Here is a 19,635-nt window from a genome sequence, read left to right as displayed (position 1 = left end):
AGGAGAGAACGTGTCATCCGACACCCCGAAGGACTGGTTCACCGACCCGCCACCCCGCCGAGTGGGGGTTCACGCCCTGATCCGGCGGGGACCGACGCTGCTCGGGGTCACCCGCCCGTACAGGGAGTCCGTCTCCCCGTGGGGGCTGCCGGGCGGTTCGCTGGCCCCCAACGAACTCCGGCGCGCCGCAATGAGCCGGCACCTCGCCACGCGCCTGAACCTCCAGGCGACGGCCGGCCGTCTACTCGTGATCGACGACGTCCCGGAGAAGCCGGGGCAGCACCGGGAGGGCACCAACTACGTATACGAGGTGGAGATCCCCGACGACGTCGAGCCGACTGTGACCGAGGCTGGCGGCTTCGGTGAATTGAAGTGGATCGACCTCGATCAGCTGGGTGACTTCGCCGCCGGCCACTCGCTGCGGCGCATCCAGCAGAGCCTCCTGGCCGCTGAGGCGTGGCGGGTCTCCGAACTGTTCCTCGGCGACCCGCAATACGGCGGCCAAGCCGCCAGCGGCCCGGCTGCCTAGAGCTGAGATCGAGCTCCGGGCCTCGCCATCTTCTGGTGATCGTGCTCGGCTCAACAAGCCGCCGCGCACCGCGGCGGTTTCGCCACCAACTCCTGGTGCGGGCCCTCCATCACCGTGTTCCCTCACGGCGCTGTGAATTCCCGCACCGGGTTTCAACTCCTTCCCCCTCCGCCTCCCCGACCGGGAGGTGGCGGTCCGACCTCACGGATGGCTTGGAGGCCAGCATGCAAGAGCTGACCAGGCCGATAGAAGCCGACGCCGTCGACTCCACGGCCCTGCACAACTTCGCTGCTCTGCGCGGACAACTCCGCGTCTCCTTCACACCGCGGTGCAACATCGCGTGCTGGTTCTGCCACAACGAGGGCGATGTCCCGCCCCCGTTGACGAAGGCAGACCGCTCCCGGCAACCACGCTCCCGAGCGCTGGATCCTGACGACTACCTGACCCTGATCCGTGTCTTGACTGCGGCGGGACTCAAACGCGTGTACTTCACCGGCGGAGAGCCTCTGACGTCCTCCATGGCCCGCCCGGTTCTGGAAGGTCTGCCGGAGCAGGGCGCGGATGCCTCGTACACCCTGATCACCAACGGTACCCGCATCCGTACCCACCAGGCGTGGCTCGCGCGAACCCGCCTGGACAAGGTGAAGGTGTCCCTGCACTACTTCTCCGACGAGAGCATGCGTGCCATCGCCGGTACCCGTATCACCATCGACACCGTTCTCGACGGCATCGAGGCGGCACGGGAGAGCTTCGCCCAGGTCGAGCTGAACACGCTCCTTCAGAAGGAGAACGCGCACGAGGTGTCGCACATCCTCGACTTCGCTCTGGAACGGCGCCTGCCCGTGCAGTTCATCGAGTTGGTGGGCACCGACTTCAACGAGGCCCGGGCCTCCTCGGCTGTCTCGGCCGATGCCATCCTGGCCTACCTGCGCACGCTCACCTCGGACGAACACGTTGAGATCGCCGGGGTGGGCCAGGGACGACGCATCTTCCGCATCGACGGCGTCGAGATCGACGTCATCCACCGCGACCTCGGCCGCCATCATGTCGGCCAGTGCGGCACCTGTCGGCTGCGCAGCCAGTGCGTGGAAGGCTTCTGGGCCCTGCGCACGGACCACAACGGCGGCATACAGCCCTGCCTCCTCCGCGATGACCTGCGTCTGAACGTAGCCGAACTCCTCTCCGACTCGGACCGGCTGGTCGCGGCCGTCGCCGGGCACATCGCGTCATTCACCGAGGGAACCCTATGACCGGCACGCCGCCTCCGTACCAGCCCTTCTACGACGAGACCGAGCCGTGTCCGCTCGTCGTCGTAGAAGGTGTCTCCGGCATCGGCAAGTCGACGCTGGCAGGCCTTCTCGCCCATCGACTCAAGGCCTCCCGCATCCACACGCTGACCAGTCCGCACACCGGCTGGTCCTCCACTATCAACACCAGCCTGCGCTCGCTTCCCCAGTTCGCGTTCTACCTGTCCGGCGCGCTTCACACCTCGGACCGGATACGCCAGGCCCGCGCCCACGGCGCGGTCGTAGCGGACCGGTACCTGTCGTCCGTCATCGCCTGCCACGCCGCCGTCCACCGTGTGCCCGTCGACGCCGTCGCCGCGCTGCTGGAGCCCTTCCGCTGGTACCTGACCCAGCCCACCCGCACCTACTACCTCCGCTGCTCGGAGGACGAGCTGCGCAAGCGGCTGGCCGTCAAAGCAGACGCGAAGAGCGACGACACCGACCTGCTCACCATTCCCGACCGCCTCCCCCGGCTGCTCGCCAACTTCGCCCAGGTGGCCGAGGAGGACGACACCGCGGTCTGGCTCGACACCGACGACAAACCGCCGGCGGAACTGGCCGACTGGATCGTCGCCGACCTGGAGCGCAACCGTGCTTAACCCCATCGACCCGGCCGCCGTCATCCGTGACGGCGGCGCAGTCGGTCACTACCCCGGCCAGATCCACGAGGGCGTGGCGTGGTGGCTCGGCGCCTGCCTCGTCGTCACCGCCAGGACCTCGCGTCTCGCGGCGGCCCATGACGGCCAGCTGATCAGCGATGCGTTCGCGGACCGTCTGTGCCGGGGAGCAATCAACGCCCAGCACTACGCCTGCACCGTCCGCCACCTCGGGAAGCTGTCCGAGGACGAACTCCTGGCCCATTTGGGCACCTTCCGAGCCCCGGGAGCGTGGCTGTCCTCGGAGACCACGGGTGACGTCGTCACCGTGCGGATCCGGCTCTACACCGCGCAGGGCGCACTTCTGGACGAGGCCAACGGGCTCGCGGCCATCCGCGAGCTCATCGCCCAGGACCACGTTCCCCGTCCCGTGAACTCCCAGGCCAAAGGGACGATCGAGTGGTGGCACCCCACGGCGACGGATGGAGCCCGCCCGTGATCGACACGGCACAGATCATCAGGTCCGGAACCAACATCCTGTTCGTGACGTTCGACTCCCTGCGCCACGACGTCGCGTACACCGCGCTGGAAGAGGGCCGTACGCCACGCCTCGCCGGGCTGCTGCCCGGCGGGCAGTGGGAACGGCGCCAGACACCCGGGACGTTCACCCTGCCCGCGCACATGGCGTTCTTCTCCGGCTTTCTGCCGAAGCTGCCGCAGCCGCAGCAGCCGCTCCGGTTGTGGGAATGCCGCCCGCCGGCCTTCAAGGAGGTTCCTCCCCAGACGTTCGTGTTCGACGCCCCGAATCTCCTCGACGGACTCGCCCTGTACGACTACCGCACCGTGTGCGTGGGCGGAGTCACCTACTTCTCCCAGGAGACGCCGCTCGGCTCGGTGCTGCCGGCGATGTTCCATGAGGCGCACTGGCGGCCGGAATTCTGCTCACCAGAGCCCGACTCCACCCGCCACCAGGTGGACCACGCCCTCGACATCGCCGACCGCTACGCCGGTCGGCAGCCGCTGTTCCTGTTCGTCAATGTCTCCGCCACCCATGTCCCCCACGGGCACTACCTGAACAGCAGTACCGACAGCACCGCCTCGCAGGCCGCAGCCCTCGCCTACGCCGACGCACACGTGGGCCGACTGCTCGACGGGCTGACCTCCCGCGGGCGGTGGCTGGTCATCATGTGCGCCGACCACGGGGACGCCTACGGCGACGACGGTTTCTACGGTCGCGGTATCGCCCATCCCGCGGTCTTCAACGTACCTTTCGCCGCCTGGGCGCACGCCTGACCGTTACGCTCACCCGGCATGAGCACCGAAGCAATGCGTGACGCCTCCGTGGTAGTGGCCCGCGACGCGAAGGGCCTGGTAGCCCTGCTGAGCGCCGACTTCCCCAACCACGGGGGCGAATTCCTGTTCCTCCCCGGCGGCCGCTTCGAACCCGGCGAAGACCCGCTCCAATGCGCCAGCCGCGAACTCCGCGAGGAAGCAGGAGTCACCGCAGAAGTGTGGCGCCCGCTCGGCGCATACGCGATCACCCTCGGCTCTCCGGCGCGCGTCCATCTGTTCGAGGCCCGCGGCCTCACCCTCGGCGCGCAGGAACTCACCGAGACGGAACAGGACTTCAAGCTCATGTGGTGGCCGATGGACGCCGCTATGCAAGCCGTCCACCAGGGGCGTTTCCTCTTGCCTGCCGGACCGCTGGCCCTCCTCCTGGCCATCCATGCCGCTCCAGAGGGGCAAGCCGTGACCTCATAGCGCACGGCGCGGCCTGCCAGTAGCCGATCTTGACTACTCGTGGGGGCACGTGCCACCCCGTACTGGTCGGATGCCGCGCCACCCTCGCCCCAGATGGCTGACGCGCTGCGGGCCGAAGGCCCGTCGACTCCGAGGGCCCGAACAGTAGCGAGTGCAGACACTAACGACCTCGTGCACGGTCGGCCGTGGTTCGGTGCCCACGTGGCTCCTTGAACTGGCCATGGTGGGGGCTGGGGCACAGGAGTTGATCGTGGCGTAGTACCGGGCACGAGGTTGTCGCCGACGGTGACTGCGGAACTCGTCGCTGAGGTGAGGCCGTTGTGGCACGAACAACATCAGGTACGCCCGTCGACCCGGCCGCGACGACGAGCTTTAGGTGCCCGGGCAAAGCACAGGTTCGACTTCGTCGACCGACTGCTGGCCACGTTGGTGGGGCTGCGTCATGGCACCACTCGCGACGTGTTGGCCTGCTGGTTCGGCGTGGACCGCTCCACCATCACACGCGCCGTCGGCGAGGTACAACCCCTGCTCGCCCAGGGGGATACACCGTCGCCCCCGACGTCCGGCCGCGTACTCTCGCCGAGGTTGTCGAGCACCTGAACGTCGATAGCCGGACCAGGATCATCGACGACACGGAGATCCGCGTGCGACGCCCGGCCGCACGCCGCAAGAACCGGGACACATTCGTCACTGGAAAGACCGGGCAGAACGCCGTGAAGTCCATGGTCCTCACCGATACCGAGGGGCGCGTGCTGTCCTGCAGCCCGGTCCGGCCGGGCAGGTGCGCCGACATCACCCAGGCCCGACAGCTGGGACTGGCCCAGTTCCTGGCCGACGGCCCGTTCGTGGGGATCCTCGCGCATGCCCGCTACCAGGGCATGGGGGCGCAGACCAGCAGACGCGTAATGCCCCGCCCCATCGCAAGTTCAAGAAGAACGCTCCCGCCTGGTACGAGGAATGGCACGAACTACACGGCAAGACGCACTCCTCACGACGCATCCGCGTCGTGTACGGCATTGCACACCTGAAACCTGGTGGGCTCTGGCCCGCCACCTCGGGCGACGCGAGCGCAGGATCGACATCGTCCAGGCCGTCGCCGGTCTGCTCTCACACCAGCAGACCGCCACCCTCTGCGACACCGTTCGAGCGTGAACACGGGCGACATCGTGCACTTCGACGTGCCACGGCCAGCCGTGCACGAGGTCGTTAGCGGTCTGCCGCTGCAAGCGCTTGCAGCGGCAGAAGACCTGGGGTGCTGGCGCCCAATCAGGCGACTCTCTCTGACTTTCCGGAAAACAGGACCTGAAATGCTTCGGAAACTCCGCGCATCTCGTGCTCACCCTTGTGTGATGTGACGGTCTCGAAATACCACGCGCTTTGGGACTCAGCCCCCTTTCCCCATATCCCCCACGTCAAGGCGATACGCCCGTCCGAACGCTGCGCGGATATTTTCAACTGCCCTTCACTGGACTGCCAAGTGGGAGCCTCGCTCCAGCCGCCTGATTCGTCAGCCAGCGATGAGAGGAACTCCGCCAGTCCGTCACCATCCAGCGTCCGCACCAGATCGCTGACGTCCACCCAAGCACCCTTGGCCTGTACGGTTATGTCAAGCACAGGATCGGCGTCCCCGTACGGCCGTGTCGGCGTGGAGAACAGCAGATAGACCCCTTGCCCCGGGTCTCCCATGCGGAGGACATGCCCCCCGCTTACGTCGCGAATGATCATTTGTCCATTCTATTGTCTCCTCCTCTTCCCTGAAGGGTGACTCTGGCCACGCAGTGCTGCTGCGGCCGGCCCGCCAGCCTGCGACAACACCTTATTTTCCGTGGCGGTGCGCGATTCGGTGGTTGCTGTCGTTGTGACGGGATTATCATCGAAGTCAGGCCGTGGGCTTGTGAGTTGAATGCGGCGCATAAGCGTGGGGACCGTTCAACAAGCCGGAGCCACAGTAGTCGCTGCCCTCGGATACGAGGGCAGCGGATAGCTCCGCTGGCGCGGAAGAACGGGGCATGCCGGCCACGGAGGTCGGCCATGCCATGCCGGCCCGGCCTGCACCCACCGGCTGCCGAACAGCATCGGATGGACGGCCTCGCCTCGACCGGGGTACTCCCCGCTTCACCGGCAGACACCTGACCACGTCCAGACTCCAAGAGACCGCCCGCCCGAACTCCTGCGGATATGTCCCCTCGTTTGCCCCCGGCTGCGTGCGCGTCGGAGCGCGGGTATAGACCATGGCCCTCGCGCCGCCACCAACTGTTGGTCACCTCAGGTCTCCCAGCGACCGGCAGGCAGAGGCTGGCTCGGGGGCCGCCCGACAGGGACCCCCGACCAGGCCGCAGAAAACGGAGTGCCGGCGGAGGTGCCCGTCAGTCTGCCTGGACCTGCTGCCCGCCGGCCGGCTCCCGGGGCGCTCGCTGGGTCAGGATCGTCATGCGGCAACCGGGAAGGCCGGCGGGTTGCAGGACGTGGGTGACCAATTCGGTCACCTGACCGTCGAAAGGCGCAAGCGTCATCCGAAGTACGTGGCCGTCATAGTGGTCAGTGAAGTCAGCCGTGCCACGGGTCCACAGGTCGCCTACGGCGGGGTTCTGGCGGGTGTCGCTGATGAGCTGCTGAAGGTCCGGGTCGTGGGGACGGTCGACGGCCGCGTCGCGGAGCATGCGGACGCACACCTCCGCGTCGGCTTCCCAGTTCAGGTGCTGGTCGCGTGCCTCATCGCTGAGGAGCAGCCAGCGCATAAGGTTGGCGTCGGGGGCGGTTGACCACGGGAACAGGGCGGCCATCGACGTGTTGACCGCCAGGACGTTCCAGTTGGCATCTATGACGTAGGCGGGGAAGGGCTGCTGGTCCAGCAGTAAGCGCAGTTCGTCACTGATGCGCGGTGGCTCCTGGGCTTCCAGGCTGGAGGGGCCCCCGCCGTTGCTGACGAGGAACAGCGCACGTCGCTGGACCCGGTCGAGTCCGAGCAGCGTGCCGATGGTGTCGAGTTCGTGGCGGGTAAAGGTCCGGGTGATGATCCCGCCTTCGAGGTCCCGGTACCAGCGCTCGCTCCTGTGCAGAGCGTCGGCTACTTCCCTCTGGAGGACCGGCCGACCGCGCGTGGCACTGGCAGATGCCCGGAAGGCGCGCAGCAGGACACCGATCCCGGTGGATCCTCCTTTACCGCTGCCGTCCTTTATGACCCCGCACATGCCGCTTTCCTCGCAGTTCTCGTCTGCATGGTTCCGATCCTGCCAGATTGTATCTGGCAGAAAACCCGCGAGCCCCCTGCCAATCCGGCGCCGTTCCCTGCGTCACATGGCAGATTGATGGCGGCGGTGCGCGACCGGCAGAAGATTGCCGGTCGCCGATTTTTGACCGACTTGTCCCCAGAGGGCGCAGACGGCCCTCGACAGCTGCGTTACTCAGGTCTCGCGAAGTCCGGCCATGCATAGGCACGTTGAACGGTGATGGCTCATGTCGAGCCTTGCCCGAGCAGGCATCTCGTTACTCCGTCGTGATCGTTTGCGCGGATTGACGAACGATCTGGACCAAGCCCAAGATTTGCCTGTCCGCACAACGGACCGCAGGTCACGGGGGTGAGCCACGGGGGATGGTCGTGAACGATGCCCCGCTGGATCAGCGTGGCCGCTCCTGGGCAGAAGTGATTTGGATCGCCCTGATCAGACGGCTGCAAAAGCCGTTGTGGCATGCGACACAAGGGAGGGCGCATTGAAGATCACCTGGGTGAACGTCGCGGCGGTCATGCTGCTGCCCGCGTCCCGGTCGGCCACCTCCGTCGACAGAGGCACGTACGGACGGTCCCGACAAATTACAGAGAGTCCTTTAGACGAGCGATAGGCGGAGTGTGCGACATAACCGGGTGACGTAGGCCCGCATAAACAGAGCCGACACCCAAGGAGACGTCAAATCCTGGGCGCCGGGCGCTAAATGGCATTCGGGCCTCTACAAGAGCGGGATGCTTCAACCGCCTTCACCGCGCCGGATCTTTCCTACAGGCACTTTGGCGCAGGCTTCACCAGGAGGAGCGCCTTGTATGCCCACCACCCTGCGCAAAGGGGCGGCGCCTCCGGCCGGTGCGGCAGCAGTCGCCGCTCACCGGATCGCAATCCGCCAACGTACCGCCTGAACTCGACTGCGACACTCGATCATTCGGTGACTCTCTGCAACCAGTACAGAGTTTAAGAACCAAGTCTGGATCTTGACGCAGGGTCGTGCGTATGTTCGTCGTCCCCGGGCAGCCCGCCCGCGGCGACGAACCCAAGGAGAGCACGGACCCGGACCGCAAAGGTCCACACACAGCGACGGCGCCCGAGAGCGGTAACTCACGGACGCCGAACGCTAAGCGGCATGCCCGCCCCGGCAAGGGCGGCGACTGCCCACCACCACGCTGAGTCCTTCCAGGGGCGCTTCAGCGTGGCAACACTGCAAAGGGGAGTATCGCATGTCTCCTGCCCTGCGCAAAAGGCCCTTCCGCCTGGCCTGCGCGGCAGCCACCTCCGCCTCGGCGCCTCAGCGCTCCGAGCCGGACCACACTCTCTCGGCCCCGGCCAGCCGCCGGATGCGCCCTCTCGTCGGGAGCGGCCGATGAGCAGCGAAGCCCGCGAGTGGGTGTGGGAGCACAGCTCCAGCCGAGGGGCCGCACGCCTGGTCCTGCTGTCGATCGCCGACCGGGTGGCCGACGAGCAGTGCATCTCCTGGGCCTCGCTGTCCAGCCTGGCCAAGCGCACTCGCGCCTCGGTCTCCACGGTGCGCGAAGCCATCGAGCGCCTGCTCCTGTCCGGCGAGCTGGAGCAGCTCGACGACCTCGCCGGCCCGCTGCGCAGCACGGTCTACCGCATGCCTCTCGCCGCCGAAGCGGTCGCCCGGGCCCGGCGCGAGGAGCAGGACGCGGACGGTGACACGGCGGCTGCACAGGAGCCCGCCGGTCCCCCGACGCTCCGGCTCTCGGCCCTGCGGCGGTACGGAATCGGCCCGCGTGAGGTGCCGGAATCCCCGGCGAGGGTACGGAACCCGGCAGTACCGGAAACCGGCAGGTCGAGGCGGAAACCGGCACCCCGACGTGCCGGAAACCGGCACAGGGATGTACCGGCCACCGGCACACAGAACCGTAGTGAACCGGATTTGAACCGTAGGTACAGCAGTGGTGCTGCCGTCCTCCCGGCTGCCGAGTGGCAGGTCGACCCCGCCTGCCACACCTGGGCCCGCCAGCACGGGCATCTGGACCGCCTCGGCGAGCAGGGCCTGCAGGCCTCCGACGCGAAGTGGCGTGCCCACCGGGCGGGCCACGCACCGAAGCCGGCGGAAGCCTGGGCTGCCGACTGGCGCTCCTGGGTCGCCCGGGAACACGCCCCCAGCCGGCCGAACCTCTACGCCGTGCCCGGCAGGAACACCGCCGCACCGGGGGGCATGACGCGGACGCAGGCCCACACCGCCGCCCTCCTCGCCGCCCTCGACGAGCCAACCGGATCGGAGGGCTGACCGTGGACCGCCGCGAAATCGCCGCCCTGCTGGCCTACATCGGCCGACTCGACCCCCGCACCATCCGCACCGACCAGGGCGAAGCCCGCGACCAGCTCGCCCAGTGGCACGAACTGCTCGCCGACGTACCGACGGCCACCCCGCACGGCTGGGACATCCTCGTCGCCGCCCGACAGCACATCCGCAGCTCGCCGTACCAGATCCTGCCCGCGGACCTGGCCCGTCCCTGGGACAGCTACCGGCGCGACCGCCTGGCCCGGCACTCCGACCCGACGCCGTCCGCCGATCCGGACGACCAGGCCGCCTGGACCGCCGAACTCGCCGGAACCCGCCGCGCGGTGGCCGCCGGGCTCGCCGAGCCCGCACAGGCCCGGGCGATCACCAGCGGTCGCGACGGGATCGACCCGGAGCTGGAGGCGATGCTGGAGAAGGTCGACTCCTGCATCCCGCCCGCGGCCCGAGCCGCCCTCGCCCCCTACCGGCCCGCCCGGGCAGCACGCGAGGCAGCCATGGCCCAAGGGCGGCCCGACGCCCTGAGCGTGCGCTGCGAGTGGTGCAAGGCCCAGCCCGGCGAGCCCTGCCGCCGCCGGCGGATCGGCCCCGACGACGGGGTACGCGCGACCGCTCCGCGCGCCACCCCGCACCCCGGCCGCCTCGACCTCGCCGCCGCCCAGCAGGCACAGCGCACGACGCAGACCGAGCAGCCTGCCCTGGCCTGAGCGGCGCACCGACCTCCACCGTCCCGCACCGGCTGCGGCGCACGCCCGCGCGTGCCGCAGCCGGCACCCGACGCCTCACCCGCCGAGCACCGTCCCGGTCGGCCCGGTGCGGCAGCACATCGGAGACATGCCTTGCGCCACATCACCACCCACGACGCGCCGGCCACCGGCCTGCGGGGCATCGCGGACACCAGCTGGCATACCCGCGGCACGTGCCACGGCATGGACGTCGAAGACGCCGACGCCGTGTTCTTCCCCGGGCCCCGGGACCACGAAGAGATCGCGGAGGCGAAGGAGCTGTGCGGCTGGTGCCCGGTGCGCCGCGAATGCCTCGACTTCGCTCTGGAGAACGTCCTCAAGGAGGGCGTGTGGGGCGGCCTGACCGAAGCCGAGCGGCGCCCTCTGCACGACAACCTGCACCAGCGACTGGACTACCGGCGCGTGACCGCCTTCTTCCAGGGACGCGACGTCCACCTCACCGAAACCGAGCGGCAGGCCGTCATCGACCACGCCTACGTCCGCGGCTGGCGGGCCGACCGGCTCGCCGCCGCCCTGCAGGTCAGCCACAAGCACGCCCGTGACCTGCTCCGGCAAGCCGCCAACAAGGTCCTCGATCGTGACCGCAACTACGGCATGCCCCGCAAGAAGAAGAAGCGGAAGAAGACCTCCACGGCCAAGGGACCCGCGCCCTCAGCTTCCGGCACGCAGCAGCCGGCAGGGCGCCCGGCGGCGTCGGCCCCGGCGCCAGCCCCTCTCGGAAAGGCAGCATGACCCTCGCCTTCGGTGCTACTTCGGACCTCCCTCTCCTCCTGGCCGCCGTCATACCCGCCGCCCTCGCGCTCGTGCTGACCGCCTGGGCCATCCGGCGCCGGGGAATCCGCCCGCAGAAACGTCCCGGCGGGCCTGCGGTCAAGGTCGCCGCGGTCGCCGCCCTGGGCTGCACCGCCTACAGCGCCGACACGAGCTGGCGCTTCGCCGCCGACTATCTCGACATGGCCGGCACCGCCGAGCGGGCCGGGATGTTCGCCGCCGCCGAACTCGCCCTGTTCGCGACCGCGCTGATGGCACGGCAGAACCTGGCCGTCCAGGGCGCTCCCGGTCTGCCGGGCACGCTGGTCTGGGTGATCACCACGGTGCAGGTGATCCCCGCCTACGCGGAGAGCGGCCCGGTCGGCGGCACAGTCCGCGCCTTCGTCGGACCGGTCATGGCGGCGATGCTGTGGCACCTCGCGATGGGCATCGAACTGCGCCTGCGCACCCCCGGCGCCGCCTCGAACGGACTGATCGCCGTCCTGGGCCGGGAGGCACGCGAGCGGCTGCTGTCCCGCCTGGGCATCGCCGCGCGCGACCGCGACGCCGCACAGATCACCCGGGACCGGGCCACCGCCCGCGCGGTCGCCCTCGCGGCTCGTCTCGCCGAGCGCACGCCCGAGCAGCAGCAGAACCGACACGGCCGACGGCTGACCCGGCGTCTGTCGAAGGCGGTCGGCAGGGCCTCGGTCGGCACCGACCCCCTCCAGCGTGCGCAGCTGCTCGACCAGCTCGCCGCCCGTCGGCACGCACTCGCGCTCGCCACGGTCCCGCTCCCCTCTCCCTGGTCCCCGTCACACCGCACCACAGCGGCAGCAACGGTCCCCTCACAGCCGATGCCGGATACGCCGGTCCCCGTCCATGGTCTCGAAGAGTCGGACTCCGACCGGGGGCCGGACGGCCTGCGGGGACCGGTCCCCGACACCACGGTCTCGGAGGCATCGGCAGACGCGGGGACCGACGATGTCGGGACGGGGACCGTCGCGGGGACCAAGGCACCGGTAATCGGCTCGGTCCCGGGGACCGGTCCCGCATCTCCAAAGGCCGCGGAGGGTGACGCCGCAGGCGCGGGGACCGGCTCCGGCTTGCGAGAAGCTCCTGCTCAGGGCCCCAGTTCGCGGGGACCGAGCGCCGCCGATTCGGGGACCGACACCACCGGGGACCGGGGACCAACCGACACCGAATCGGGGACCGACACCACCGGGGACCGGGGACACAAGGTCCCTCTGCGCCGGAAGACGACTCCGAAGGCCCGGACGAAGAACAAGGGCAAGCGCGGCCGTCCCCGGACTCCGCAGGCGCAGCGACCGCCGCGTGAGCCGGAGCAGTCGGTGGACCAGCTCGTCCAGCAGGTCCGTCCGCACGTCCCTGCCCTGCTCGAACGGGACGGCAATGAGGCGGTCACCCGTGTGCAGCTGCGGGAGATCCTCCGCCGCGAGGGCTTGAAGGGCGGCCGGAACGACCGGCTGAGCCTCGTCCTCCAGCAGCTGCGGAGCAACGACACCACGACGCCCAGGAGAAGCGCCCGATGAAGACCTGCCACCAGTTCGACACCGTCCGCGCGGAGTACCAGCGGGAGATCGGCTTCATGGTCGCCCACTCCCAGCGGCACGCGGGCAGGCCGGCGGCGAAGTCCAGCGCGAAGCAGGCTGCCTCGACGAAGCAGCGGATGGCCCGCGCGCTCAACAGCCACGTCAGCCGTTGCCCCGAGTGCGGCTGACCTGGCAAAACCCCAGCTCATAGCCCTCACCGCATCCGGTGGCCCGGCTTCGTGCCGGGCCACCGCCCCGATCCAGGAGACCCCCCCTGTGATTCCTCACCCCTCTCCCTCGGCCGAGCCCACACCCGCCGAGGCCAGCGCCTGGGCCGACGTCCTGGTCCGCCGGCGACTCCTGCACGCCGCCGTCCTCACACCGAGCGGCCAGTGGCTCGTCCAGGACCACCCCGACGGCCCCGTCCACCTCCTTCAAGGGCCGGCCGACGTCCTGGCCCTGGCCGCGGCCATCCAGCACCACACCCGCTCCACGAGGCCCGAAACCCGATGACGAACGCACCCAAGAACAGCACCACCCCGGCACCTGATCCCGACTCCAACTCGGTCTCGGGGCGAGCAAGTTATCCCCTTGGATACTCCGCCTTGAGCGGAGTATCCAAGGGCACCCCGCCCCTTGGGGGGCCGGGGCTCGTCCGGCGCCGGGGGACGCCAGACGAGGAGGCTGCGACCGAGGGCGGATCGCAGCCAGAGGGAAGACAGGACGAACGTGACCAGCCGCGTACACGCCGCCGCAAGTACCAGCGCCGTCAGCGTCCACACGTCCGCAACACCCGCTTCAGTGACGACGAACTCGTCCTCGTAACCGCCGGCGCGAAGGCCGCCGGCCTCACCCTCGCCGGTTTCCTTGCCCGCGCTGCCCTCTCCGCTGCCCGCGACCTCGAACGGACCGCAAGTGCGGTTGCCGACGAGCGTGAGGTGATCGCCGAGTTCTTCTCCGCCCGTCGGCACCTCGGCCGCATCGGCAGCAACTTGAACCAGATCACCCGAGCGGTCAACGCCGGAGCGCACCCGGGCGAACTCGACGTGGTCATCGCAGCCACCGACCGCGCCGTCCAGCGCGTCCAGCACGCCACCGACCGGCTCCTCCACCAGGACTAGGACCTCCTCACCTCCATGATCCCCAGGATCCAAAAGCGCGGGCAGCGCACCATCGGCCTCCTCTACTACCTCTATGGACCAGGCAAGTTCGAGGAGCACACCGACCCCCACCTCGTCGCCTCCTGGGATCACAACGCTCCCGACCCGGGCCGCGACCCTACCTCGACCCTCAAACAGCTTCAGCAGCTCCTGGACCAGCCCGTCGAGAACATCGACCCGACGGAGCGCCCGAAGAAGCACGTGTGGCATCTGTCCGTGCGCAACGGCAGCGAGGACCGGACCCTCTCGGACGAGGAATGGGCAGACGTGGCCCGCCGGATGGTCGCCGCTGCGGGGATCGACAACCCCGAGGCAGGTCCGGGCTGCCGGTGGGCGGCCGTCCGGCACGCGGATGACCACATCCACATCGTCGCCACCCTCGTCCGCGAAGACGGATACAAACCTGACCTCGACCACGACGCGGCCCGTGTGCAGGCCCAGGCCCGGACCCTCGAAGCGGAGCTGGGTCTGCGACGCCTGAACAAGGGTGACGGCACCGCTGCGAAGCGACCCACCAGCGCCGAACGGCACAAGGCCACTCGGCAGGGGCGCAACCTCACCGCCCGCGAGGAACTGCGCGAAACCGTACGGCGGGCGGTGGCCGGCGCCAGGAGCGACGCGGAGTTCTTCGACCGGCTCGCCACCGCCGGCCTCCTGATCCGCAAGCGCGCCGCGCCCTCCGGCGACCTGCTCGGATACAAGGTCGCCCTGCCCGACGACCTGAACAAGGACGGCGAGCCCATCTTCTACCCCGGCGCGCGCCTGGCCCCCGACCTGTCCCTGCCCCGCATCCGCGAGCGCTGGTCCGGCGACACTCCGGCTTCGCGGCAGGAGGATGCGATCCGTACGGGGCCGGGCAGTCCGGCCGCAGCACGCCGCAGGACGGCCTCGGCGGTGTGGCAGGCCGTGCTCGTCGTCGAGCATGGCGACGACGCGGTCGCCGCCGCCCACATCGCCGCGGCCGGCGAGGTCCTGGATGCCCTCGCGAAGACCTCCGCTGCCCACACCCGCCGCGAACTGCGCGACGCAGCAGCGGCTTTCGAGCGGGCCTCGCGCTCTCACGTCCGCGCGGTGCGCGGGCACGACCGAGCCCTGCGGCAGGCCGCCCGCGACCTCGTCCAGGGCGGCCCTGCCCTCGGCCGCGGTGAGGACGGCGCCACCACGGCGATGGCGATCGACATGCTGTTCTTCCTCATCACCGCCGCCGCGCACTGGCACGCCAGGAAGGGACACGCCCAGCAGGCCGAGGCCGCCGCCCGGACTGCCGAGCACCTTCGCACCGCCTACCAGGCCGCCGCCGCGCACCCCCTCGGTGTCCTGTACCAGCGCGGCCGACGCCTGAGCCGGCCGATGCTCCAGCGGCAGACCGTACTGCTGCGCGACGTACTGCCGGAGCTGGCCGAGCAGATCCTCGCCGAACCCGGCTGGTACGCCCTCGCGGCGACCATCGCGGAAATCGAAGCCGCCGGCCACGACCCTGCCGCCCTGCTGTCCGACGCTGCCGCACGACGCGAACTCGGCACCGCGGACTCCGTCAGCGACGTACTCGTGTGGCGAATGCGACGGACCGCCGATCTGCCCGCCGACGCCCCCCACCTGCCGGAGACCAGCACCGCAGGAACACGGTCGGCGACGCGGCAGGCGACCACCAGGCCCTCCACGCCCGGCAGGCGGCGCAGCGGCGAGGAAACCTCGCATCAGACCCGGTAAGCCCGCCGGACACCGGCACGCAGCCTCGGCGCATCTCAGAGAAGAGGGACAGCGTCACCACTCCGCTTGTCATCCACAGCATGGTCGAGCGCCCCCGTCCTGGCCAACTCGTCACCAGGGCAGTCGAGAAGCCGAGCACCCGCACTGACCTGGCCGGATGGACTGTGGACTTTGCGAGTTGAAGCCGCCGGGGGTATCGGGCACGATCATGAAACGCGCAGGTCGAGATGACGAGGTACAGGAGGACGCCAGGGTGTTTCACCGGATACGCCGCCGGGCCAAGGAGCCGAGCGAGGCTCAGAAGCAGTTCGCCGAACTGCATGCGCAGCTGCAGGGCCAGGTCCCGCCCGGCATCGGAGTGCCGACGCCTGAGCCGGAGCCCGCCGACCCGGCCGCCGCCGTGGACGACTTCCTCCCGCCCGAGTTGCGTGTGCCGAGCCACGACCAGGTCGACGGCAAGATGATGCCGTGGAAGCAGCCCCTCGTCCTCGACGGCGAGATGGCCGCCTGTGCCGAGTGCGGCGCGTACCGGGACTGGCTCATCCTCTCTACCCGCGGCGAGATCTGGCTGCGCTGCCGGGCCGGCCATCAGCAACTGGAGAGCCGCATCGACACCGCCTGGTACAACCGGCACTCCGGGCCGGCGGACGCGACGTTCGCGACGTTCGAGGACTGCCTGCGCCACCTCGGGCACTGACCACCATTCCTACGACCTCACCGGGCCCACGGGCCCGTACTGACCACCCGTCGCCTAGTACCAAGGGGTCAGTTCCGTCATGCGCGTTCGCGTCGCCACCACCGCCCTCGGCATCACCGCCGCCCTTCTCGCCCTGCCCGCTTGCTCCACCACCACCGGAAACCGGCACGCTTCTGCGGCCCGGGCGGGAAAGCCGTCCGGCAGCGTTCCGGAGACGATCGTGCTCTCCTCGGCCGCGCTCAAGTCCCGCCTGCTCGACCCGAGCGACCTCGGCAGCGGCTACCTGCCCAAGCCGGAGCGCCCGGCCCGGCACGACGACGTCACCGTCCTCGGCTGCCCGGCCCTGAGCGAGCTGGGCGGCGACGCTGCGACCGGCGGCACGCTCACCTTCCCGCACATCGCGAAGGCGGCCTTCACCTACGCCGGCACCTCTTCGGAGGTCTCCGAGGAGCTCTACAGCGACAGCGCGAGGAAGCTCTCCGACGGCGTCGACCGGATCTTCGACGCTATGACCGGATGCCCGACCTATCAGGTCGTCTCCGGCGGCGCCCTGGTCGAAGTCGCCTCGCAGAAGCTGACCGCTCCCGGCGCCGACGGTGACCAGCAGTGGAGCCAGCTCCTGACGTTCACCGCCGCGGGGCGAAGCAGTGTGGTCAAGCAGACCGCGATCCGCGACGGCAACCTGCTGGTGATCGTCTCCGGCTCCCCGGCCCTCGTCGACCGCCACCTCGACAAGGCCCTCGCCAAGGCCACGGCAACGAGCTGATCCCCCACGCCCCCAGCCAGCGATGCTGCCCTCGACCGCCATGGTCGGGGGCAGCATCGCGTTACTGGCTGATGCGCTGCGCGGCGTGAGCGGCTTGGCCCGGTACCCAGGCGCGGACCTGGCTGGGCTGGACGTAGAGCACGTTCGGGTTGTGACTGTGCGGCCCGTAGCCGCTGGAAGCGTTCACGAGCAGGTGCGCGCCCGCCGGAACGTGCCAGTTCCAGAACCATGCGTCCTGCTGCCGCCCGGTGTCGCACCAGGTCACGACGGCCTTTGAGCCACGGCGTCCGTGCTGGTAGACCCGCGTGATCTGGAGGAGTTGCCCTTGGCCGGTGCTGCGGTGCTGCTGAAATGCCTGCCACTGCGCCGCGAGGGCCGCTGTGCGCTTGCGGCGTGAACGGACCGTCAACGCGATCGTCACGACGACGATGAGAGCAATGACCAGAAGGGCGCCGGCGCTGGGGTACATTGCCGCATCCTGCATCGTTCCGTCACGGAGCGGCAAACCGCCCTGCGCGTTGAAGACTCAATATCTACTACCCGAGAAGCAAGAAGTCCGGCACCCCTCTTCAGGGGGTACCGGACTGTGATCGTCGAGGGAGGCGCGCGGGACGCTAGCTGGCGGGCGCGCGCAGAAGGCGCCCCTGGGTGGCCTCGGGCAGTACCCGCCGCAAGACCGGTGCGGTCGAGCTGAGGGAGGCGGCGAAGGCGGCGACGAGATCGTGCGGGACGCTGGCGGCGAACGATGCCGCCCACAGGCACGGCGCGCCGAGCGCGGGCTCGGCCCACGCCTGCCACCCGACCAGCCCCGTCTCATCGTCCTCGGCGACCAGGGCGCGCGGGTCGGCGTCCTGAATGAGGGGCGGGACGTCACCGAGGCTGATGTGCGAGGTGAACGTCGGGTCCGTCGCTGCCGCCTGGGGCTTGTCGATGTCGCGGAACCATCCGTGGGCGACGACCGCGTCGAGGACCAAATCGGCTCCGACGAACGGAACTGCGGGCTGGTCGCTCGCGTCGAGCGCGACGAGGAAGTCGACGACCGCCTCGCCGGGGACGTCGGGGGTGAAGTAGGCCGACCACTGGGCGAGCGAGCTGCTCGCCTCGGCGCGAGCGGAGATCTGCCAGGCGATCGGCAGCTCGCCCAGGTGGAACGGCTCGTCCGCCAGGCCCCACTGGGCCCAGCGCAGGGCGTCGGGGCTGATGTGCAGGACGGTGCTGCGCAGGACCTGGCGGTCCTCCGGTGCCTCCTCCGGCTCGTGCCGTCCGCGGACGATCGTCAGGCTCGTCCAGCCCAGGCCGGCGAGCGTGTCGGCGACGACGTCGTAAAGGCGCCCGTCGTCACCGGCCAGGTGCCGGGGGCCCACCCAGAACGCGGGCTGGCCACCGCGCAGGCTGGACGAGTCGAGCGGGAAGTCGGGGTACAGGGGCGCCTCCAAGAAGTCGGTGCGTATCTAGTTGCCGCCCGCGCGGCGGCGGGGACGGCGCGGGGGTGCCTGGACCGGGCCCTGCCACGTCAGCTCGATGGCGACCTCCGGCGGCAGATGGCCGAGCTGTGCGTCCTCGTCCCGCCCTTCAGCGAGGTAGACGACGGTCCGGCCGGTCTCGTCGAGCGACTGCAGGACCTGCGCCAACCGGTGGGCCATCGGGAAGAACGGATTCATGGCCTGGCGGACCGGAGCGTTCAGGTCGCAGCCGGACAGCAGGTCGATGAGATCACCGACGGTCATCTCCGGGGACGTCACGAACAGCCTCCTGGGGTGCGAGGAAAGAGCGGTGGAGCGGGCCGCCGTTCGGACGGCCAGCTGGCGCACAGGGCGGGCACTACCTCTCGGTGTCCGTGCTGTCAGAGGCGGCGTGAGATCTCCAGCACGCGCGCGACGACGTCGGCCGGCGTCTCGGTGTCGAACGACAGGTGGTAACCGTGGACCTTGGCGGTTCCGGTGACGGCGATATTCCATCCCTCGCCGTCCATGCCGGGGCGGCCGAGCGGGAACCGGCCGAGGTAGAACCTGCCGTCCTTGCTGCTGACGTGCACGTCCGCACGGTCGTCGACGATAAGGTCGAAGTCCTCGGCGGAGAACTGGTCCATGACCAGGGTCGGCTGGCCGGGGCCGAGCTGCCACTCCCGCAGTCGCGGGGCTTCGACAGTGGTAGAGAAACCGGGGCCCGTAGGGGCTACGGCCACGGGCAATCACCTCTCTGACGCGTAAATAGGTGCAGGTCAGGGCGATCGTGGGCAGGGCTGGGTGCCGGGTGGCTGTGGGCCGCCGGGCGTCTGGTCTTCTGGTCTTCTGGTCAGGCCGCGCCTTCCAGCGGGTTGAGGGTGACGGTGTAGCCGAGCTGGTTGAGCGCGTTGATCGCGCGGCGGGTGGCGCGTTCGGGGTCGCGGTGGGTGAAGTAGGTGCCGCCGAGGTCCTGGTAGGGGACGTTGTCGGTGAGCATGTGCCAGATCGCGGTGATGATCGAGTGCTCCACGGCGACCAGGGCTTTCAATGGTCCGCGGCGGGCGGTCAGCCGCTTGTAACGGGCCTGCAGGTAGGTGTCCTTGGTTCTGGCCGCCCCGAATGCCGCGATTCCGAGTGCCCCCT

General features: G+C 69.6%; 25 protein-coding genes and 1 pseudogene. 18 read left to right on the top strand and 8 right to left on the bottom strand.

The window, feature by feature from the left end; all coding sequences use genetic code 11:
• Positions 1–10 precede the first annotated feature (10 nt).
• The 8 genes from ACIQVL_RS27720 to ACIQVL_RS27685 all read left to right on the top strand — a co-directional run bounded on the left by ACIQVL_RS27720 (position 11) and on the right by ACIQVL_RS27685 (position 5,200).
• A complete protein-coding gene (locus ACIQVL_RS27720; RefSeq protein WP_403476649.1) occupies positions 11–529 on the top strand; it encodes an NUDIX domain-containing protein in 519 nt (172 codons plus the stop codon).
• A gap of 224 nt (positions 530–753) precedes the next feature.
• Positions 754–1,779: a radical SAM protein gene (locus ACIQVL_RS27715; protein ID WP_403476648.1), complete on the top strand. Its 1,026-nt coding sequence runs from the start codon at positions 754–756 to the stop codon at positions 1,777–1,779.
• Positions 1,776–2,414 carry a dTMP kinase gene (locus tag ACIQVL_RS27710; RefSeq protein WP_403476647.1) on the top strand — a complete coding sequence of 213 codons (639 nt, stop codon included), beginning with the start codon at positions 1,776–1,778 and terminating at the stop codon, positions 2,412–2,414. The genes ACIQVL_RS27715 and ACIQVL_RS27710 overlap by 4 nt, the downstream gene beginning before the upstream one ends.
• Positions 2,407–2,910 carry a hypothetical protein gene (locus ACIQVL_RS27705; protein WP_403476646.1) on the top strand — a complete coding sequence of 168 codons (504 nt, stop codon included), beginning with the start codon at positions 2,407–2,409 and terminating at the stop codon, positions 2,908–2,910. Before ACIQVL_RS27710 ends, ACIQVL_RS27705 begins: the two co-directional genes overlap by 8 nt.
• The gene (locus tag ACIQVL_RS27700; RefSeq protein WP_403476645.1) at positions 2,907–3,704 is read left to right on the top strand and encodes an STM4013/SEN3800 family hydrolase; all 798 of its coding nucleotides are present in this window, start codon (positions 2,907–2,909) and stop codon (positions 3,702–3,704) included. The genes ACIQVL_RS27705 and ACIQVL_RS27700 overlap by 4 nt, the downstream gene beginning before the upstream one ends.
• A gap of 18 nt (positions 3,705–3,722) precedes the next feature.
• Entirely contained in the window at positions 3,723–4,172 is a 450-nt protein-coding gene (locus ACIQVL_RS27695; protein WP_403476644.1) for an NUDIX hydrolase, read from the top strand.
• A 285-nt stretch (positions 4,173–4,457) separates the two neighbouring features.
• Complete coding sequence (locus ACIQVL_RS27690) at positions 4,458–4,772, top strand: transposase family protein (RefSeq protein WP_403476643.1); 315 nt, start codon at positions 4,458–4,460, stop codon at positions 4,770–4,772.
• Positions 4,773–4,816: 44 nt separating this feature from the next.
• Positions 4,817–5,200, top strand: a complete 384-nt coding sequence (locus tag ACIQVL_RS27685) for a transposase family protein (protein ID WP_403476642.1) — start codon at positions 4,817–4,819, stop codon at positions 5,198–5,200.
• A gap of 238 nt (positions 5,201–5,438) precedes the next feature.
• On the opposite strand, the gene ACIQVL_RS27680 is transcribed toward ACIQVL_RS27685, so the two are convergent.
• The 3 genes from ACIQVL_RS27680 to ACIQVL_RS27670 form a co-directional block, all read right to left on the bottom strand.
• Positions 5,439–5,897: a DUF6228 family protein gene (locus tag ACIQVL_RS27680; protein WP_403476641.1), complete on the bottom strand. Its 459-nt coding sequence runs from the start codon at positions 5,895–5,897 to the stop codon at positions 5,439–5,441.
• Between the two features lie 641 nt (positions 5,898–6,538).
• The gene (locus tag ACIQVL_RS27675; protein WP_403476640.1) at positions 6,539–7,363 is read right to left on the bottom strand and encodes a helix-turn-helix transcriptional regulator; all 825 of its coding nucleotides are present in this window, start codon (positions 7,361–7,363) and stop codon (positions 6,539–6,541) included.
• 471 nt (positions 7,364–7,834) lie between these two features.
• On the bottom strand, positions 7,835–7,963 hold the full coding sequence (locus tag ACIQVL_RS27670; RefSeq protein WP_403476639.1) for a hypothetical protein: 129 nt from the start codon (positions 7,961–7,963) through the stop codon (positions 7,835–7,837).
• Between the two features lie 796 nt (positions 7,964–8,759).
• Between ACIQVL_RS27670 and ACIQVL_RS27665 the strand changes: the two genes are divergently transcribed.
• The 10 genes from ACIQVL_RS27665 to ACIQVL_RS27620 all read left to right on the top strand — a co-directional run bounded on the left by ACIQVL_RS27665 (position 8,760) and on the right by ACIQVL_RS27620 (position 17,047).
• Entirely contained in the window at positions 8,760–9,653 is an 894-nt protein-coding gene (locus ACIQVL_RS27665) for a helix-turn-helix domain-containing protein (RefSeq protein WP_403476638.1), read from the top strand.
• Between the two features lie 2 nt (positions 9,654–9,655).
• Positions 9,656–10,372: a hypothetical protein gene (locus ACIQVL_RS27660; RefSeq protein ID WP_403476637.1), complete on the top strand. Its 717-nt coding sequence runs from the start codon at positions 9,656–9,658 to the stop codon at positions 10,370–10,372.
• A 132-nt stretch (positions 10,373–10,504) separates the two neighbouring features.
• A complete protein-coding gene (locus ACIQVL_RS27655) occupies positions 10,505–11,143 on the top strand; it encodes a WhiB family transcriptional regulator (RefSeq protein WP_403476636.1) in 639 nt (212 codons plus the stop codon).
• A complete protein-coding gene (locus tag ACIQVL_RS27650) occupies positions 11,140–12,714 on the top strand; it encodes a hypothetical protein (protein ID WP_403476635.1) in 1,575 nt (524 codons plus the stop codon). The genes ACIQVL_RS27655 and ACIQVL_RS27650 overlap by 4 nt, the downstream gene beginning before the upstream one ends.
• Complete coding sequence (locus tag ACIQVL_RS27645; RefSeq protein ID WP_362659884.1) at positions 12,711–12,902, top strand: hypothetical protein; 192 nt, start codon at positions 12,711–12,713, stop codon at positions 12,900–12,902. The genes ACIQVL_RS27650 and ACIQVL_RS27645 overlap by 4 nt, the downstream gene beginning before the upstream one ends.
• A gap of 88 nt (positions 12,903–12,990) precedes the next feature.
• Positions 12,991–13,227 carry a hypothetical protein gene (locus tag ACIQVL_RS27640; RefSeq protein WP_403476634.1) on the top strand — a complete coding sequence of 79 codons (237 nt, stop codon included), beginning with the start codon at positions 12,991–12,993 and terminating at the stop codon, positions 13,225–13,227.
• A 92-nt stretch (positions 13,228–13,319) separates the two neighbouring features.
• Complete coding sequence (locus ACIQVL_RS27635; RefSeq protein WP_403445848.1) at positions 13,320–13,835, top strand: plasmid mobilization protein; 516 nt, start codon at positions 13,320–13,322, stop codon at positions 13,833–13,835.
• Positions 13,836–13,850: 15 nt separating this feature from the next.
• Positions 13,851–15,584: a relaxase/mobilization nuclease domain-containing protein gene (locus ACIQVL_RS27630; protein ID WP_403476633.1), complete on the top strand. Its 1,734-nt coding sequence runs from the start codon at positions 13,851–13,853 to the stop codon at positions 15,582–15,584.
• Between the two features lie 253 nt (positions 15,585–15,837).
• Entirely contained in the window at positions 15,838–16,281 is a 444-nt protein-coding gene (locus ACIQVL_RS27625) for a hypothetical protein (RefSeq protein WP_403445843.1), read from the top strand.
• A 79-nt stretch (positions 16,282–16,360) separates the two neighbouring features.
• A complete protein-coding gene (locus ACIQVL_RS27620; protein ID WP_403476632.1) occupies positions 16,361–17,047 on the top strand; it encodes a hypothetical protein in 687 nt (228 codons plus the stop codon).
• 61 nt (positions 17,048–17,108) lie between these two features.
• Here ACIQVL_RS27620 and ACIQVL_RS27615 read toward each other — a convergent pair whose 3' ends face one another.
• From ACIQVL_RS27615 to ACIQVL_RS27595, 5 genes and pseudogenes are all read right to left on the bottom strand, one after another.
• Complete coding sequence (locus ACIQVL_RS27615; RefSeq protein WP_403476631.1) at positions 17,109–17,516, bottom strand: hypothetical protein; 408 nt, start codon at positions 17,514–17,516, stop codon at positions 17,109–17,111.
• 145 nt (positions 17,517–17,661) lie between these two features.
• Complete coding sequence (locus tag ACIQVL_RS27610; RefSeq protein ID WP_403476630.1) at positions 17,662–18,483, bottom strand: DUF317 domain-containing protein; 822 nt, start codon at positions 18,481–18,483, stop codon at positions 17,662–17,664.
• A gap of 15 nt (positions 18,484–18,498) precedes the next feature.
• Positions 18,499–18,789, bottom strand: coding sequence for a hypothetical protein (locus ACIQVL_RS27605; protein WP_403445831.1), 291 nt, complete (start codon positions 18,787–18,789; stop codon positions 18,499–18,501).
• A gap of 101 nt (positions 18,790–18,890) precedes the next feature.
• Entirely contained in the window at positions 18,891–19,232 is a 342-nt protein-coding gene (locus tag ACIQVL_RS27600; protein ID WP_403476629.1) for a DUF317 domain-containing protein, read from the bottom strand.
• A 110-nt stretch (positions 19,233–19,342) separates the two neighbouring features.
• A pseudogene (locus tag ACIQVL_RS27595) lies at positions 19,343–19,635 on the bottom strand (IS110 family transposase); the annotation flags it as partial.

This window comes from Streptomyces sp. NPDC090499 (genome assembly GCF_044769305.1).
Classification (GTDB): domain Bacteria; phylum Actinomycetota; class Actinomycetes; order Streptomycetales; family Streptomycetaceae; genus Streptomyces.
The sequence above is the reverse complement of the archived record's forward strand: the minus strand, read 5'-3'. Positions and strand labels throughout refer to the sequence as shown.

What these genes read in the sequence shown, in the direction of transcription:
- ACIQVL_RS27715 (WP_403476648.1), top strand. Translation starts at nt 754, where the DNA reads ATGCAAGAGCTGACCAGGCCGATAGAAGCCGACGCCGTCGACTCCACG.
- ACIQVL_RS27710 (WP_403476647.1), top strand. Translation starts at nt 1,776, where the DNA reads ATGACCGGCACGCCGCCTCCGTACCAGCCCTTCTACGACGAGACCGAG.
- ACIQVL_RS27695 (WP_403476644.1), top strand. Translation starts at nt 3,723, where the DNA reads ATGAGCACCGAAGCAATGCGTGACGCCTCCGTGGTAGTGGCCCGCGAC.
- ACIQVL_RS27680 (WP_403476641.1), bottom strand. Translation starts at nt 5,897, where the DNA reads ATGATCATTCGCGACGTAAGCGGGGGGCATGTCCTCCGCATGGGAGAC.
- ACIQVL_RS27675 (WP_403476640.1), bottom strand. Translation starts at nt 7,363, where the DNA reads ATGTGCGGGGTCATAAAGGACGGCAGCGGTAAAGGAGGATCCACCGGG.
- ACIQVL_RS27665 (WP_403476638.1), top strand. Translation starts at nt 8,760, where the DNA reads ATGAGCAGCGAAGCCCGCGAGTGGGTGTGGGAGCACAGCTCCAGCCGA.
- ACIQVL_RS27650 (WP_403476635.1), top strand. Translation starts at nt 11,140, where the DNA reads ATGACCCTCGCCTTCGGTGCTACTTCGGACCTCCCTCTCCTCCTGGCC.
- ACIQVL_RS27645 (WP_362659884.1), top strand. Translation starts at nt 12,711, where the DNA reads ATGAAGACCTGCCACCAGTTCGACACCGTCCGCGCGGAGTACCAGCGG.
- ACIQVL_RS27630 (WP_403476633.1), top strand. Translation starts at nt 13,851, where the DNA reads ATGATCCCCAGGATCCAAAAGCGCGGGCAGCGCACCATCGGCCTCCTC.
- ACIQVL_RS27620 (WP_403476632.1), top strand. Translation starts at nt 16,361, where the DNA reads ATGCGCGTTCGCGTCGCCACCACCGCCCTCGGCATCACCGCCGCCCTT.
- ACIQVL_RS27615 (WP_403476631.1), bottom strand. Translation starts at nt 17,516, where the DNA reads ATGTACCCCAGCGCCGGCGCCCTTCTGGTCATTGCTCTCATCGTCGTC.